This window comes from Neorhizobium sp. BETTINA12A, assembly GCF_023006485.1.
Classification (GTDB): domain Bacteria; phylum Pseudomonadota; class Alphaproteobacteria; order Rhizobiales; family Rhizobiaceae; genus Neorhizobium.
In genome coordinates, this window is record NZ_JALBGW010000005.1 from 71928 (window position 1) to 86905 (window position 14978).

Below are 14978 nucleotides of genomic sequence, written 5' to 3' on the forward strand. Positions count from 1 at the left end.
TTCCTCAAACCAGGAGTTGCGGAACGACAATGCCACCGGCAAGACAAACCATCAAGTCCCTACGGCATCAACATTTCTCGGTACAGCGAGGCACTAAAGGGTTCTTGACCAGACAACCTATGCATTAAATCAACGCTTGATGGCGCTCGCGCATTGCGCGATAAATGCAATCTTATTCGCGAAGCTGTTCATACGGGAGGGGGCATGATTGACAACCTGACGGTTTCGAAGTCGGCGGCGTTTTTTACTGTCCGCAGGAATCTAACCGACAAGACCGTTGAGGATCTGTTTACGGCTCTTCGCAAGTCGCACGGCACAAGCGCGAACAATGTATTCAGGCACATCCGCGAGAGTCAGGGTAATGCGCGGTGGTCAGCAATTTGCTTTGAGTACTCAACATCGCCTGCATTTCTCAATCCGGCCTCTGGGGTAAAGGAGAGGCTCTTCGGTTACCTGATGCTCGTCGAATATCAAGGCCACGCGGCGCTGTTTTCCTCGCGCCTTGTTCTGCCGACAGCATTCAAGTCTCGGCACTTTTCGCCAATCTCCGTAAGCCGGATGGAGGGCGCTATCGCGCGCGAGAACGCGGTGTTCCAAAAAATGCGAATGCGTAATATGTCAGTGTCGCCTCATGTGATGCGGAACAAAACTTTGGAAGCCCCGAATCTGGCGAATGTGGTGGGTCCGGCCGGCAGCCGCAGGTACGCTCCGCAGACATACACGGTGTCGGTCGATGGCATCTATAGCACGACGACCCCCAGCACAGGTCGTATTGGTGTTCGATCGGACAAGGTGGGTCACGACGAGCTAATCGAGTTCGCCCGGATAATGATTGACGCCCTTCGGGTTGATCCCGTTGATGTCTCCCCCTTCATAAGAACATTTGCGCGACCAATGTCACTCGAGGATGCCCTTGCCGCCTCACAGCCGACAACAATCGCGATCGACACGGCGCGACTTGCGGCTGCGGTTACCGGTGACGAAGCTACCATCCGGCTTGTCCATGTTGGAGATCACGTTACCGAACTCTCCACTGATGAGTTCAGCGAGCTCCTCGGTCAGCTCGACCAGGCGCTCTCTATCGAAGGAAACGGGAAGTTGCGCGCTGCGAAGCTTCCAGACAGCGACGACGAGGTCGCCACGATAAGTCTGAACAAGAGCCGTATTGCATTACGGTCCCTCACACTCGGCATGGCCGCCGCGGTAGAGGTGGAGACCTGTGATCTGGCATTGGGAGAGGATCCAGACCGCCGGCCGCTGCGTTCTTATCTCGATGAAGGTGACTGCTTCATTGTCTTGTTCGATGACGTTCGACTTTCCTACATCGACGGTCAGGTGTTTCGGGATGAAACTATGCTGGATGGCGGGGCGTCGTTCCTTCCCTACCTACATCCGGATGCATCTCTTCAAACCGTTACGGACGAGAAAGGTACATTCGTCGCCGGCCAGGTGGCGTTCGACGGAACTTCCACTTTCGGGGCCATTGTTGAGCACATCGGCGCGGAGGATGCCATTCTGATCTGCGACGATCTTGGTGATGAGTGGGCTGACTTCATTGGCATCAAGGAAGAAGCCGGTTTCGTCCAGGTGTGTTTCTACCACGCGAAGCATGATGCATTGACGCTTAGTGCCGGCTCCTTTCACGTTGCAGTGAGTCAGGCGATCAAGAACCTTGGCAACATGATGTTTCCGCCTGAACGAATGGCGGCCAAGATGCAGAGTTGGAACGTCACCTATAACGCCGCAGGCCAACCGACCCAAATCGCGAGAATCATTCGGAACAACATGGGCGATCTTGGTGCAACGATTGTGCGGGCCAGAACAGCACCCGATGTGCGGCGGCGGGCGGTAATTGTAACTTCGTCACTCAGCAAGAAGGGTGTTGAGGATGCGTTTGCCGCTATCCAGGCTGGGCAGCGGCCACCCCACACGTTTGTGCAACTGTTTTGGCTCCTGCAGTCCTTCTTCTCTGCGTGCACAGAGGTGGGCGCATCCGGGTCAATTGTTTGCCAGCCTTAAGCGGAACGTCCGTTTCCAGAATTTTCCGTCATCCAGGCCGAAGTTGCCAAAGGCTGTAAGCGGGAATGAGTATGTCACTTGCGGGGAGATAAGGAGCAGCCCCCTCGTGTTGCGATAGTCTTTATCAATCCGCCGCTGACACGATGTTTTTGAAATCCAAGTATTACTTCAGGCGCATATGTTGAGATCGTATAATGCGCAGCCAGCCCCTGATCATCCGCTGATAGCTGCGGCAACCGAGCTGTTGAATAGCGCGCGCTTCTGAGTTCGTTGTTCGTCAAGCATATCGGCCCACCACTGCATCATTTGCACGCGCTCATTCCAATAGGTCGCTCGATTGTAGACTCTTCGAACCTCGCGAGTGTCCAAATGGGCAAGTTGCGCCTCAATGGCGTCAGCGCTGAACTTCCCAGATTCGTTCAATATGCTGCTGGCGGACGAGCGAAAACCGTGGGCAGTATGTTCATCGTCCCCTATCCCCATTCTGCGAAGAGCTGAATTCATCGAATTTTCTGAGAGAAACGTCTTGCCCGACATCATCGACGGGAAGACCTGCTCTCTATCTGGAAACAAGTCTTTCATCTGTTTGATGATTTCCAGCGCCTGTCGGGAAAGAGGCACATGGTGCTCTCGACGCATTTTGGTTTTTGCGGCAGGGATCGTCCAGATGGCTTTTTCAAGGTCGACTTCTGACCATCCCATTGATCGCGTCTCACCCGGGCGAGCAAAGCATAAAGCTTGAATCTTTAGTGCAGCGACAAGGGAGGGCCAGCCTTCATAGCCATAAATGGCTCTCATTAGCCCACCCAGCTCTTCACGTGTCGTGAGTGCAGGATGGCTGGTCGGTACATGGCGCTGAAGGGCGCCTCGCAAAGCGGATGTTGGGTCATTTTCTGCTCTTGCTGTGGCGATGGCGAAGCGGAAAACACGTCCTATTGCTGAACGGGTGGCAAGTGCACTTTCAACGCGACCACTTTTTTCGATAGTGCCGAGGACATCTAGTACGTCCTTCGCCGAGATCTGGGTGATTGGATAAGGCAGCAGCTTCTTCGCGAGCACCTTCAGCATCCAGGTGTTTTTCTCAATTGTTGGCTCAGCCCGCTTATCGCGGCGCAGTTTAGCAATGAATTCGTCGGCGATAAGTTCGAAGGTATTCCCAGCTGCCGCCTTAGCGGCCAACTGGTCGCGTTTTTTCGACAGCGAGGGGTCTAATCCTTCTGACAGTTTTTTCTTCGCCTCATCTCTCCGAGCTCGTGCTTCAGCGAGTCCGACCGAGGGGTACGTGCCAATAGTCAGCGTCTTTCGCTTGCCAAAATAAGCGTAGTCGAGTCTCCACGACTTACCGCCCGCCTTCGAAACATAAAGGTACAGTCCGCTTCCATCCGGCAATTTGTATGATTTGTGGGCCTTCTTGGCATTTCGGATATGTATGTCAGTTAGGGCCATCGACGGTATCGGCTTCCTCATTAAGTGGGCGATACCGGCTTTTGTACTGTAAAAACGACCGGCTGTCACCGAACAGTGCTGGACATTGCTGCACTATTGCGGCGAAAGCCCGCTACGCGCGCGCGAGGTTCGGTTGAACAATCTTTTTGTTTGTCAATGGCTTAGTGCACATCTCTGCACCTCGCTGAACGAACCTAGGAAAGGGAGGCCGCGGCAGCCACAAGGGCCGGTGGAGCGGGTGAAGGGAATCGAACCCTCGTATTCAGCTTGGGAAGCTGCTGCTCTACCATTGAGCTACACCCGCGTCAGGTTTCAGACTTCCAACAGACGGCCTCGCCTGTCAAGCCGGAGGTGAGGTCAGGCGCGAAAATGCTTGGACAGTTTCAGGCCCTGGGCCTGATAGTTGGAGCCGAGGCCCGTGCCGTACATACCTTCCGGCTTGTCCATCATGTGTTCATAGACAAGGCGGCCGACGATCTGGCCGTCTTCGAGGATGAAGGGCACTTCGTGGCTACGCACTTCGAGCACCGCCCGGCTGCCCCGTCCCCCTGCCGCCTCGTGGCCGAAGCCCGGATCGAAGAAACCGGCATAGTGGACGCGGAACTCGCCGACCAGCGGATCGAAGGGCGTCATCTCGGCGGCATAGAGCGGCGGCACGTGCACCGCCTCACGCGAGACGAGGATATAGAATTCGTCGGGATCGAGGATCAGTTCGTTGCGGCCGCGGCTGTAAAGCGGCTCCCAGAAATCGAAGATGTCGTGCTGCGCCTTCTTGTCGACGTCGACGACGGCCGTGTGGTGTTTGCCGCGATAACCGATCAGGCCGACGCTATCGCCGGACAGATCGATCGACAGGGCGATGCCGCCGCCCGAGACATTTGGCTTGGCGGATGCGACCAGGGTTTCGTCATTGTGGAGTTGCAGGAGGTCGGGCTCGCTCAGCAGCGCATTGCCGACCCGGAAGCGGATTTGCGACAGACGCGAACCGCGGCGCACCACGATCGGGAAGGTACGAGGCGAGATTTCGAGATAGAGTGGCCCGGAATAACCGGTCGGAATCTTGTCGAACTCCTGCGCGTAATCGGTGATGACGCGGGTGAAGATGTCGAGCCGGCCGGTGGAGCTTTTCGGATTGGCGGAGGCAGACATATTGGCCGGCAGATCGAGCCGTTCCATCAGCGGCACGATGTAGACGCAGCCGGTTTCCAGCACGGCGCCTTCGGAAAGATCGATAACGTGCAGCTTCAGCCGATCGAGCTTATCGGAGACCAGGCTCGTCGGGCCCGGCATGAAGCTGGCGCGGACGCGAAAAGCCTTGGCACTCAAGCGCAGGTCCAGGCTTGCCGGCTGGACCTGGTCCCGGTCCAGTTCACGTTCGGAAATCAGCCGTCCACTGTCGAAAAGCGCCGCGATCGCGCGGTCTGCCAAAATTCCTGTTTCGCGAGCCATCATGTCTCTCTCAAGTTTACGAGGCGACAAAACCAAATGCGAGCCATTGACGCAAGCGGGACGCGGCGCTATGCCACTCTTATCCCGTGGTGATTTGGCCGGTCGGCTTGCAGCCACGTTAAATAAGTGGCTAAAAAGACCGGGTGCGAAACCGGTCTGCTTATGCGACCGGTTTTTTTGTTCTGAATGGGGAACACGCATGACTAAGAATTGGCGCCCGGCAACTCAGCTCGTACACGGCGGCACGCTGCGCTCGCAATATGGCGAAACGTCGGAAGCGATCTTCCTGACCCAGGGTTTCGTCTATGACACCTCGGAAGCGGCGGAAGCCCGCTTCAAGGGCGAGACCGACGGCTTCATCTACGCCCGCTATGGCAGCCCAACCAACGACATGTTCGAAAAGCGCATGTGCATGCTGGAAGGCGCCGAAGATGCGCGCGCCACAGCATCCGGCATGGCTGCCGTTACCGCCGCGATCCTCTGCCAGCTGAAGGCCGGCGACCATATCGTCGCGGCCCGCGCCCTGTTCGGCTCCTGCCGCTGGGTGGTCGAGACGCTCGCTCCGAAATATGGCATCGAATGCACGCTGGTCGACGGCCGCTTCCTCGAGAACTGGGAAAAGGCGATCACTCCGAAGACCAAGGTGTTCTTCCTGGAAAGCCCGACCAACCCAACGCTCGAAGTGGTCGACATTGCCGGTGTCGCCAAGCTCGCCAACCAGATCGGCGCCAAGGTCGTCGTCGACAACGTGTTTGCGACCCCGCTCTACCAGAAGCCGTTGGAACTCGGCGCGCATATCGTCGTCTATTCGGCCACCAAGCATATCGACGGCCAGGGCCGCTGCCTCGGCGGCGTCGTGCTTTCCGACAAGGAATGGATCGATGAGAACCTGCACGACTATTTCCGCCATACGGGCCCGGCCATGTCGCCCTTCAATGCCTGGACGCTGCTGAAGGGCATCGAAACCCTGCCGCTGCGCGTCAAGCAGCAGACCGAGAGCGCCTCGAAGATCGCCGACTTCCTCGCCGAGCAGAAGCAGGTCGCAAAGGTCATCTATCCTGGCCGCAAGGACCATCCGCAGGCCGATATCATCGCCCGGCAGATGAAGGCCGGCTCGACGCTCGTCTGCTTCGAACTGAAGGGCGGCAAGGACGCGGCCTTCAAGCTGCAAAACGCGCTGGAGATCGTCAGGATTTCCAACAATCTCGGCGATTCCAAGAGCCTGATCACCCATCCGGCGACGACGACGCACAAGAACCTGACGGACGAGGCCCGCGCCGAGCTCGGCATTTCGCCGGGCACCGTGCGTCTGTCGGCCGGCATCGAGGATACCGACGACCTGATCGAGGATTTCGCTCGGGCGCTTTCAAAGGCCGGCATGTAAGCATTGGCTTTGCGGGGTGGTGGATCGACCAGATATTCACCATCCCGGTTATCCTTAACTTCAACTAATGCCCATACTCGGTTGTTCAAACCGCGAGAATTCTTGACGTTGCGGCGCCTCTGTACAATATCGAACCAAGTTGGATTTGTTGAGGTGTCGCATGTATCGCGCCCGGACAAGAGATATCGATGTCGCCGTCGAGCCCTATTATCTGGAGGAGCAATCCAATCCGGAAGAGAGCCGTTATGTCTGGGGCTATCGTATCGTCATCGAAAACCATTCGACGCTCACTGTGCAGCTCGTGCATCGCTACTGGAACATTACCGACCAGAACGGAATCGTCGACGAAGTGGACGGGCCTGGTGTCATCGGTGAGCAGCCGCGGCTGAAGCCCGGCGACAGCTACGAGTATTCTTCAGGATGTCCGCTCGACACCCCGTCCGGCCTGATGTTCGGCCACTACGACATGCAGACCGACGACGGCGAAACCTTCGAGGTGACGATCCCGGCTTTCTCGCTGGATTCACCAGGCCTGATGCGCGTCCTCAACTAGACCGCGCTGCCGACAACCTACAGGTTATGGGTGGCGGCGGTTTTTCTATTTGTTACCCCTTTCCTCCTGCGGCATCTTGGCACCGTCAAACGGTCTTTGGGAGGAGTACTTGATGGCACGTTCCGCTTTGCCGGTCATTCTGCTGGCGTCCTGCGCGTTCACCACGCTTACGGCCTTTACGCCGGCGCTCGCACAAAACAAAAGCAGTTTCATCGACCAGAAGGACCGGCCGGATTTCGCTTCCGCCACGGTCTCGCCGCAGATCGCCTGCGGCATGCTGAACAGCCAATCCTTTGCCGAGGTCGCGACGCTGAAAGCCACGCATGTCGCGGGTGTCGGCAACGTGCCAGGCCATTGCCAGGTGACGGGCTATATCCGGCCGCAGGTCCGTTTCGAAATCACCCTTCCAGACAACTGGAACCGCCGGCTCTACATGTTCGGCAATGGCGGGTATGCCGGCGAAGACCTTGCCGCGGCGTCGCGGATCACCACCCGCAATGCCGCACTTACGAAAGGCTTTCTCACCGTCCAGCAGAATACCGGCCATGATGCGGTCACCTACAAGCTCGGGGATTTTGCTCAGGACCTCGGCCTGTTGATCGACTACGGATCGCGCGCAGTGCATGTGACGGTCGACACGGCCAAGACGATCGCCGCACGCTATTACGACCGGCATCCCTCCTTCTCCTATTGGGACGGCTGCTCGACCGGCGGACGCCAGGGGCTGATGGCGGCACAACGCTATCCGGGCGATTTCGATGGCATTCTTGCCGGAGCGCCGGTCCTCGATCTCACCAATACGCAGATCTGGGGCGTCTGGAATGCGCGGGCGCTCCTCAAGGCGCCGATCAGCCGGGCCCAGCTTCCGGTTCTCGCCAAGGCGGTTATGGACAAATGCGATGCGATCGACGGTGCCAAGGATGGGCTGATCGCCGATCCGCGCCAATGCAATTTCGATCCGGCCAAGGACCTGAAGACCTGCGAGGCCGGCGGTTCGGACTGCTTCACGCCTGCGCAGGTGGACACGCTGAAGGCGCTGGCGGGCGGTGTGAAGATCAAGGGAGAGACGATTTTCCCCGGCGTGCAGTTCGGCACCGAGGGTGTCGATCCGAGCGGGGTCAGCGGCTGGGACATGTGGATGGTGTCCGAACAGGGACCAAGCCGGCAGCTGGCCTATGGCGAGACCTTCGTCAAGAACATGGCGATGCTGCCCGCCTCCGGAAAAGCGATCGACTGGAAGACCTTCGACTTCGATGCCGAATATCCGAAGATCGGCGCGATCCGAGAGATCGTCGACGCGACCAATCCCGACCTCAGCGAGTTCCAAAAACGCGGCGGGCGGATGATCACCTATTTCGGCTGGTCGGATCCGGCGCTGAACCCGATGATGGGCGTGAACTATTACGAAGCCGTCCGCAAGCAGATGGGTGCCGATCGGACCGCGGAATTCTACCGGCTGTTCATGGTGCCCGGCATGTTCCATTGCACCGCGGGCTACGGCACCGATGTCTTCGACGCCTTCACGCCGCTGATGGACTGGGTGGAAAACGGCAAAGCGCCGACGGTGATCCAGGCAAGCCAGATCAAAGATGGCAAACAGGCGATGACCCGGCCGCTCTGCCCCTACCCGCAATCGGCCAAATACTCCGGCAACGGCGATGTGAAGGATGGAGCGAACTTCGAATGCAAGATACCCTGAAACGAAAACGGCGGGAGGAAACTCCCGCCATCTGATTTTCAGGCTGCAGCGAATTCATCCGCCTTGTAGCGATAGGTGGTCGAGCAGAACTCGCAGGTGACGGCGATCTCGCCGTCTTCCTCGCTTGCCTCAATCTCCTCGGCGGAAAAACCCGAGAGGACGCCCTTGATCTTGTCGCGCGAACAGCTGCAGCGGTCGAACACCGGGTGCGGCGCGTAAACCCGGACGCCGCGCTCGTGGAAAAGGCGGAACAGCAGACGCTCGATCGCAACCCGCGGGTCGGTCAGCTCGTCGGTGTCGATCGTTTCCACCAGGGTGCGGGCTTCGGCCCAGGAATCGTCCTCGGTGAATTCGAAATCGCGCTCATCGCCGTCGCCGCCATGCAGGTCCGGCTGCCGCATGCGCTCGGGTGCCTGCGGCAGGAACTGCGCGACCAGACCGCCTGCTCGCCAGTTGTGACGCGGCTTACCATCGGCATCGCGATCGAAGAGCTCGGCAACGCCGAGGCGCACCCTGGTCGGGATCTGCTCCGATTGGCGGAAATAGACGCCGGCGATCTCCTCCAGCGATGAGCCGTCCATCGGCACGATGCCCTGATAGGGCTGCATGCCGCGGCCCTGGTCGATGGTGAAGGCAAGTACGCCGTGCCCCAGGAGGTCGGCCGGCGAAGTCTTGCCTTCCGTGACGGCGGCCGCCAGAGCCTCCTCGTCGTAGCGGGCGTAGGCGCGAAGACTGTCGGGCGTCGAGAAATCCGCGACCAACAGGTCGACGGGACCGTCACCCTTGGTCTGCACCGTGAACTTGCCGTCGAATTTCAGCGATGTGCCGAGCAGAGCCGTCAGGACGATCGCCTCGGCAAGCAGCCGCGCGACCGGGCCTGGATAATCATGGCGGCTAAGGATGGAGTTGAGCAGCGGCCCGAGCTGGACCGCGCGGCCGCGCACGTCGAGACCGTCCACCTGAAATGGAACGACCCGGTCGTCTCCAGCAAAGTCGAGTTCGTTGAGTTCCACAGTCGCTTCCGCCATGACTTCGCTCCTTCGCGCCGACCCAAAAACCTTTACACAAGCGCCAGCCCGAGCGGAACCGCTGGCCGGAGGAAAAGACGTCGACGATGTGTGTTGAAACGCCAGTCCAGAAGACGGCGTATTGTTGAAAGCCGACAGATGGGGGATTGCGGGGCGGAAATCAAGGTTCGATCGCCGCCGCTCTTCACATCCGCACCGTCCGGGACATTGCGTTCAGACCGCGCCGAAGCACCAGGCGAGAATGGATTTCTGCGCGTGGAGACGGTTTTCAGCCTCGTCAAAGACCACCGACTGCGGGCCATCGATGACCTCGTCGGTGACTTCCTCGCCGCGATGAGCCGGAAGGCAGTGCATGAACAGCGCCTCCTTGTCGGCCCGCTTCATCAGGTCGGCATTGACCTGGAAGGGCTGGAAGACATTGTGGCCGCGCGCCTTGTGCTCCTGGTTCATCGAAACCCAGGTGTCGGTGACGACGCAATCGGCGCCGGCAACCGCCTTTTCGGCATCATGGCAAAGCATGATGTTGCCACCGTTGTTGCGCGCCCAGTTGAGGAACTTGTCGGCGGGTTCCGAACCCATCGGCACAGCCATGTTCATCCGATAGCCGAAACGGGCAGCACCTTCCACGAAGGAATGCAGCACGTTGTTGCCGTCGCCGGTCCAGGCAACCGTCTTGCCGGCGATCGGTCCGCGATGCTCTTCGAAAGTCATGATGTCGGCCATGATCTGGCAGGGATGCGTGTCGTCGGTCAGGGCATTGATGACCGGTACGGTCGCGTGTTCGGCAAGCTCCAGCATACGGGCGTGATCCGTGGTGCGGATCATGATGGCATCGACGTAACGCGACAGAACCTTGGCGGTGTCGCCGATCGTCTCTGCGCGGCCGAGCTGCATTTCGGTGCCCGACAGGAACAGCGTCTCGCCACCGAGTTGGCGCATGCCGACATCGAAGGATACGCGGGTGCGGGTGGAAGGTTTTTCAAAGATCATCGCCAGCATCTTGCCGGCGAGCGGCTTTTCCGCCGTGCCGGCCTTGGTGGCCTGCTTGCGGGTCTTCGCGTCGTCGAGAATGCTGCGCAGATCAGCCGGGGAAACGGCGGAAAGATCGAGGAAATGCTTGGGAGATGCCATGTGATGTTCCCTGTGACGTGGGAAACCTACAACGGCATCCCCCTTTTTGCCCGCTCAGGCCGATTTCTTCATTTCCGAGGCGGAGAGCTTTTCCGCCGCTTTCTCGATGCGGGAGAGACCCTCGCGAGCTTCCTCCGCCGTGACTGTGAGCGGTGGCAGGAGACGCACCACGTTGTCACCGGCCGGAACGGCCAGCATATGTTCGCCGCGCATGGCGGCAACCAGGTCGCCCGCCGGCACCTTTGCCTTCACGCCGAGCAGCAGGCCTTCGCCGCGGATATCCTCGATGACGCTGGGGAAGCGATCCTTGAGGCTGGCTAGCCCCTGCCGCAAGACCAACGTGACGTCGCGGACATTTTCCAGGAAGCCGTCCCCCAGGATCACGTCGAGCACGGCATTGCCGACCGCCATGGCCAGAGGGTTGCCGCCGTAGGTGGTGCCGTGGGTGCCGGCTGTCATGCCGGACGCGGCATCCGCGGTCGCGAGGCAGGCCCCGAGCGGGAACCCGCCGCCGATGCCCTTGGCGAGCGCCATGATGTCGGGCGAAACACCCGTCCATTCATAGGCAAACAATTTGCCGGTGCGGCCGACGCCGGTCTGGACCTCGTCGAAGATCAACAGCAGGCCGTTGTCGTCGCAGATCTGCCGCAGCGCAGCCAGGAATTCCTTTGGAACCGGCCGGATGCCGCCCTCTCCCTGGATCGGTTCGATGAGGATCGCGGCGGTCGCATCGGTGATCGCAGCCTTCAGAGCGTCCATATCGCCGAACGGTACCTGATCGAAGCCTTCGACCTTGGGGCCGAAACCTTCGAGATATTTCGCCTGGCCGCCGGCAGCGATGGTCGCCAACGTGCGGCCATGGAAGGCGCCCTCGAAGGTGACGATGTGGAAGCGTTCCGGATGGCCCTTCACGAACTGGTAGCGGCGCGCGGTCTTGATGGCGCATTCGAGCGCCTCCGCACCGGAATTGGTGAAGAACACCTTATCCGCGAAAGAGTTGTCGGCGAGGCGGCGCGACAGCGTCTCCTGGCCGGGCTGCTCGAAGAGGTTTGATGTGTGCCAGACCTTGTCGGCCTGTGCCTTCAGCGCGCCGACGAGGTGCGGATGGCCGTAACCGAGCGAGTTGACGGCGATGCCCGCGCCGAAGTCGAGATATCGCTCTCCACTTTCCGTCACAAGCCATACGCCCTCGCCGCGTTCAAAACGCAGCGGAGCCCGGGCAAACGTGTCGAAAAGCGCGGCTTCAGCCATGGCGACATCACTCCTCTAGGCAGTCAAAAAAGGCCGACAAAACCGGCCAGAAAAACCAAAAATGCCGCCCACTGGGCGGCGGGGGCACTATCGGGGTTTAGGCCGTCAATGTCAACAAAGCTCGGCGTTTTACGCGTGTTTCGACCGGAAACCGACAGGTGCTGGCTTCTGTGACAAAAATGACTCTCCATCACAGCAAGTTGGGGAAAACCACGAAATCGAATCCCGCAGATTCCTCCGACTCTTGCCACGGAGTCAGCCTCACACTAGGTTAATGATCAATTACTAGACTGCATGCGGCGGAACTAGTCACCTCAAGCATAGATATAGTGGGTGCTGCGAAATGATTTTCGCAGCAAAGGTGGAAGGATTCTGCATGCCAGCAACGTTCAAAGGCGGAGAACGGGCATGAACTGGACAGACGAGCGTGTCGAGAAGCTCAAAAGATTGTGGTCGGAGGGCCTGAGTGCCAGCCAGATCGCAGCACAACTTGGTGGCGTAAGCCGAAATGCCGTGATCGGCAAGGTGCATCGTCTCAGCCTGCCGGGCCGGGCGAAAGCCGGCGGTACGGTTGCGACCGGCCGCGCATCGGCTGCCAAGCGCACGACATCGGCGCCGCGGGCTCCGAACTATGCGTCGCGCGTCACGACCCGGACCGTTACCCGCGCCGTCGGCGCGACGATGGTCAAGGAAGAGATCGAGATCGAACCCTACCAGGAGATGGAATATCGTCCCGCCTCCAACGTAGTCGTGCCGATCTCCCGCCGCCTTGCATTGACGGAACTCACCGAGCGCACCTGCAAATGGCCGGTCGGCGACCCGCTCAAGGAAGACTTCCACTTCTGCGGCTGTGAATCCCCGGATGCATCGCCCTATTGCGGTTACCACGCAAAGCTCGCCTACCAGCCGGTCAACGAGCGCCGCAAGGTTGCCGCTCGGGTCTGAGCGGCGGCGCGACACGAGGGCGAAATCGAAGGCGGGCTCAAGGCCCGCTTTTTTTGTTGTGCACGGCAGATATGCCGGCCAAGCCTTGCTCCGGATCGGCTTTACGCCTATCTGAAGGTCAGCGAGGACGACCTCCCCCATTTGGGCAGAAACTCCGGGACGGCCCGGAAAGCACCCCAGGAGGTCATCATGCGCTCGACACGCGACCGTATCCGCCATGCCATCAGCTTCGAACTGATCGGGCTCGCTCTCATCACACCACTCGGCTCCTTCGCCTTCGGCATGCCGGCCGCCGATATCGGCGTGGTCGGCATCGGCAGCGCGACGATCGCCACTGGCTGGAACTATCTCTACAATCTCGGCTTCGACCACCTGATGCAGCGCTTTACCGGCGGCACGCAGAAAAACACCACCATACGCGTGGCGCATGCGGTGCTGTTCGAACTTGGACTGCTGATCGCGCTTCTGCCGCTGATCGCCTGGTATCTCGGCATCAGCCTCGTCCATGCGCTGACGATAGACGTGTCGTTCGCGGTCTTTTACGTGGTCTATGCCTTCGTGTTCAACTGGGCCTACGACCGGATCTTTCCGCTGCCGGAATGGCAGCGGCAGACCGAGGCGGCTTAAAGCCGCCTCTCAGGATTCCATTGAATAACCCGCGCCGCGGACGGTGCGGATGACATCCTGCATATTGGAGAAGTTGAGCGCCTTCCTGAGACGGCCGACATGCACGTCGACGGTGCGCTCGTCGACATAGATGTCGTGACCCCAAACGCCGTCCAGAAGCTGCGACCGCGAGAAAACGCGGCCAGGCGAGGCCATCAGGAATTCCAGCAGGCGGAACTCGGTCGGGCCAAGGCGCACTTCGCGGCTCTTGCGGTGAACGCGATGGGTTTCCCGGTCGAGTTCGATATCGCCGCAACGGAGCACGCTGGAGAGCACTTCGGGACGGGCGCGGCGAAGCATCGCCTTGACGCGGGCCATCAGTTCCGGCGTCGAGAAAGGCTTCACCACGTAGTCGTCGGCGCCGGTGGCGAGGCCGCGAACACGCTCGCTCTCCTCGCCGCGGGCCGTCAGCATGATGATCGGCAGGCGCTCCGTTTCCGGGCGCATGCGCAGCCGGCGGCAGAGTTCGATGCCGGAAACGCCGGGCAGCATCCAGTCCAGGATCAGGAGGTCTGGTACCCGCTCCTGAAGCCGAATTTCGGCTTCGTCGCCCCGCAAAACGGTATCGACCTCATAACCCTCGGCTTCCAGATTGTAACGAAGAAGCACGCTCAGCGCTTCTTCGTCTTCTACGACAGCAATTTTCGGCAGCATTCTTGGCCTGCTCCGTCAGTTCTATTCGGTGATCGCGCCGAGCGTATTCGACGAGTCGTCCTTCGGACGATCGCCTTCCGGCTGGGCACCGGTCGTCATGTAGTAGATGGTCTCGGCGATATTGGTGGCGTGGTCGCCGATACGCTCGATGTTCTTGGCGCAGAACAGCAGATGCGTGCAGGTGGTGATGTTGCGCGGATCCTCCATCATGTAGGTGAGGAGTTCGCGGAACAGCGAGGTGTACATCGCGTCGATTTCCTCGTCGCGGCTGCGGATCGCCTCGGCCTTTTCCGCCGAACGCGTCGAATAGACGTCGAGGACGTCCTTGAGCTGCACGAGGGCGAGATCGGAGAGATGCTCGAGGCCGCGGGCGAGCTTGCGCGGAACGCCGGTGCCCTGAACCGCGATGACGCGCTTGGCGGTGTTCTTGCCAAGGTCGCCGACGCGCTCCAGATCGGAGGCGATGCGCAGCGAACCGACGATCTCGCGAAGGTCGGCTGCAACCGGCTGGCGGCGGGCGATCGTGATGATCGCCTTGTCACCGATCTCACGCTCGGCGTGATCGAGGATCACGTCATCGGAAATGACCTTCTGGGCGAGTGCGGCGTCGGAATTGACCAGCGCGCGCACGGCGTCCGAGCACATCTGCTCGGCGAGACCGCCCATTTCGGAAATGCGGCGGCTCAAGTATTTCAGTTCGTCGTCATAAGCCGACAGGATATGGGTCGATGCCATCTTCTAGTCCTCAAAATT

13 protein-coding genes, 1 tRNA gene and 1 riboswitch are annotated in these 14978 nt (G+C 59.8%); of the genes, 6 read left to right on the forward strand and 8 right to left on the reverse strand.

Annotated elements, in window-relative coordinates; all coding sequences use genetic code 11:
• Positions 1–204: 204 nt before the first annotated feature.
• Positions 205–2019 carry a hypothetical protein gene (locus MOV61_RS02940; protein WP_247135469.1) on the forward strand — a complete coding sequence of 605 codons (1815 nt, stop codon included), beginning with the start codon at positions 205–207 and terminating at the stop codon, positions 2017–2019.
• Between the two features lie 213 nt (positions 2020–2232).
• Here the strand turns inward: MOV61_RS02940 and MOV61_RS02945 are convergent, their stop codons facing one another.
• The 3 genes from MOV61_RS02945 to MOV61_RS02955 form a co-directional block, all read right to left on the reverse strand.
• Complete coding sequence (locus tag MOV61_RS02945; protein WP_247135470.1) at positions 2233–3465, reverse strand: integrase arm-type DNA-binding domain-containing protein; 1233 nt, start codon at positions 3463–3465, stop codon at positions 2233–2235.
• 230 nt (positions 3466–3695) lie between these two features.
• Positions 3696–3769: transfer RNA gene (locus MOV61_RS02950), tRNA-Gly, on the reverse strand.
• Between the two features lie 53 nt (positions 3770–3822).
• Positions 3823–4917, reverse strand: a complete 1095-nt coding sequence (locus tag MOV61_RS02955) for a 2'-deoxycytidine 5'-triphosphate deaminase (RefSeq protein ID WP_038539461.1) — start codon at positions 4915–4917, stop codon at positions 3823–3825.
• Positions 4918–4990: 73 nt separating this feature from the next.
• Positions 4991–5069, forward strand: a riboswitch (SAM riboswitch).
• A gap of 44 nt (positions 5070–5113) precedes the next feature.
• On the opposite strand from MOV61_RS02955, the gene MOV61_RS02960 reads away from it, so the two are divergent.
• The 3 genes from MOV61_RS02960 (at position 5114) to MOV61_RS02970 (ending at position 8550) form a co-directional block, all read left to right on the forward strand.
• On the forward strand, positions 5114–6298 hold the full coding sequence (locus MOV61_RS02960) for an O-succinylhomoserine sulfhydrylase (RefSeq protein WP_247135471.1): 1185 nt from the start codon (positions 5114–5116) through the stop codon (positions 6296–6298).
• A 160-nt stretch (positions 6299–6458) separates the two neighbouring features.
• Complete coding sequence (gene apaG, locus MOV61_RS02965; protein ID WP_038539456.1) at positions 6459–6851, forward strand: Co2+/Mg2+ efflux protein ApaG; 393 nt, start codon at positions 6459–6461, stop codon at positions 6849–6851.
• Between the two features lie 112 nt (positions 6852–6963).
• Positions 6964–8550 carry a tannase/feruloyl esterase family alpha/beta hydrolase gene (locus MOV61_RS02970; RefSeq protein WP_247135472.1) on the forward strand — a complete coding sequence of 529 codons (1587 nt, stop codon included), beginning with the start codon at positions 6964–6966 and terminating at the stop codon, positions 8548–8550.
• Between the two features lie 38 nt (positions 8551–8588).
• On the opposite strand, the gene MOV61_RS02975 is transcribed toward MOV61_RS02970, so the two are convergent.
• From MOV61_RS02975 to MOV61_RS02985, 3 genes are all read right to left on the reverse strand, one after another.
• Positions 8589–9578 (reverse strand): Hsp33 family molecular chaperone, encoded by a 990-nt coding sequence (locus tag MOV61_RS02975; protein ID WP_247135474.1) that lies wholly within the window; start codon positions 9576–9578, stop codon positions 8589–8591.
• Positions 9579–9791: 213 nt separating this feature from the next.
• Positions 9792–10709 carry an ornithine carbamoyltransferase gene (argF, locus tag MOV61_RS02980; protein ID WP_038539447.1) on the reverse strand — a complete coding sequence of 306 codons (918 nt, stop codon included), beginning with the start codon at positions 10707–10709 and terminating at the stop codon, positions 9792–9794.
• 54 nt (positions 10710–10763) lie between these two features.
• A complete protein-coding gene (locus MOV61_RS02985) occupies positions 10764–11960 on the reverse strand; it encodes an aspartate aminotransferase family protein (protein ID WP_247135475.1) in 1197 nt (398 codons plus the stop codon).
• Positions 11961–12368: 408 nt separating this feature from the next.
• Here MOV61_RS02985 and MOV61_RS02990 point away from each other — a divergent pair, with 408 nt between their 5' ends.
• Both MOV61_RS02990 and MOV61_RS02995 read left to right on the forward strand, forming a co-directional pair.
• Positions 12369–12905 (forward strand): GcrA family cell cycle regulator, encoded by a 537-nt coding sequence (locus MOV61_RS02990; protein WP_247034057.1) that lies wholly within the window; start codon positions 12369–12371, stop codon positions 12903–12905.
• A gap of 189 nt (positions 12906–13094) precedes the next feature.
• Complete coding sequence (locus MOV61_RS02995) at positions 13095–13532, forward strand: PACE efflux transporter (protein ID WP_247135477.1); 438 nt, start codon at positions 13095–13097, stop codon at positions 13530–13532.
• Between the two features lie 9 nt (positions 13533–13541).
• On the opposite strand, the gene phoB is transcribed toward MOV61_RS02995, so the two are convergent.
• Together phoB and phoU are read right to left on the reverse strand one after the other, a co-directional pair.
• On the reverse strand, positions 13542–14225 hold the full coding sequence (phoB, locus tag MOV61_RS03000) for a phosphate regulon transcriptional regulator PhoB (RefSeq protein ID WP_038539434.1): 684 nt from the start codon (positions 14223–14225) through the stop codon (positions 13542–13544).
• A 21-nt stretch (positions 14226–14246) separates the two neighbouring features.
• Positions 14247–14960, reverse strand: coding sequence for a phosphate signaling complex protein PhoU (phoU, locus tag MOV61_RS03005; protein WP_038539431.1), 714 nt, complete (start codon positions 14958–14960; stop codon positions 14247–14249).
• Positions 14961–14978 lie beyond the last annotated feature (18 nt).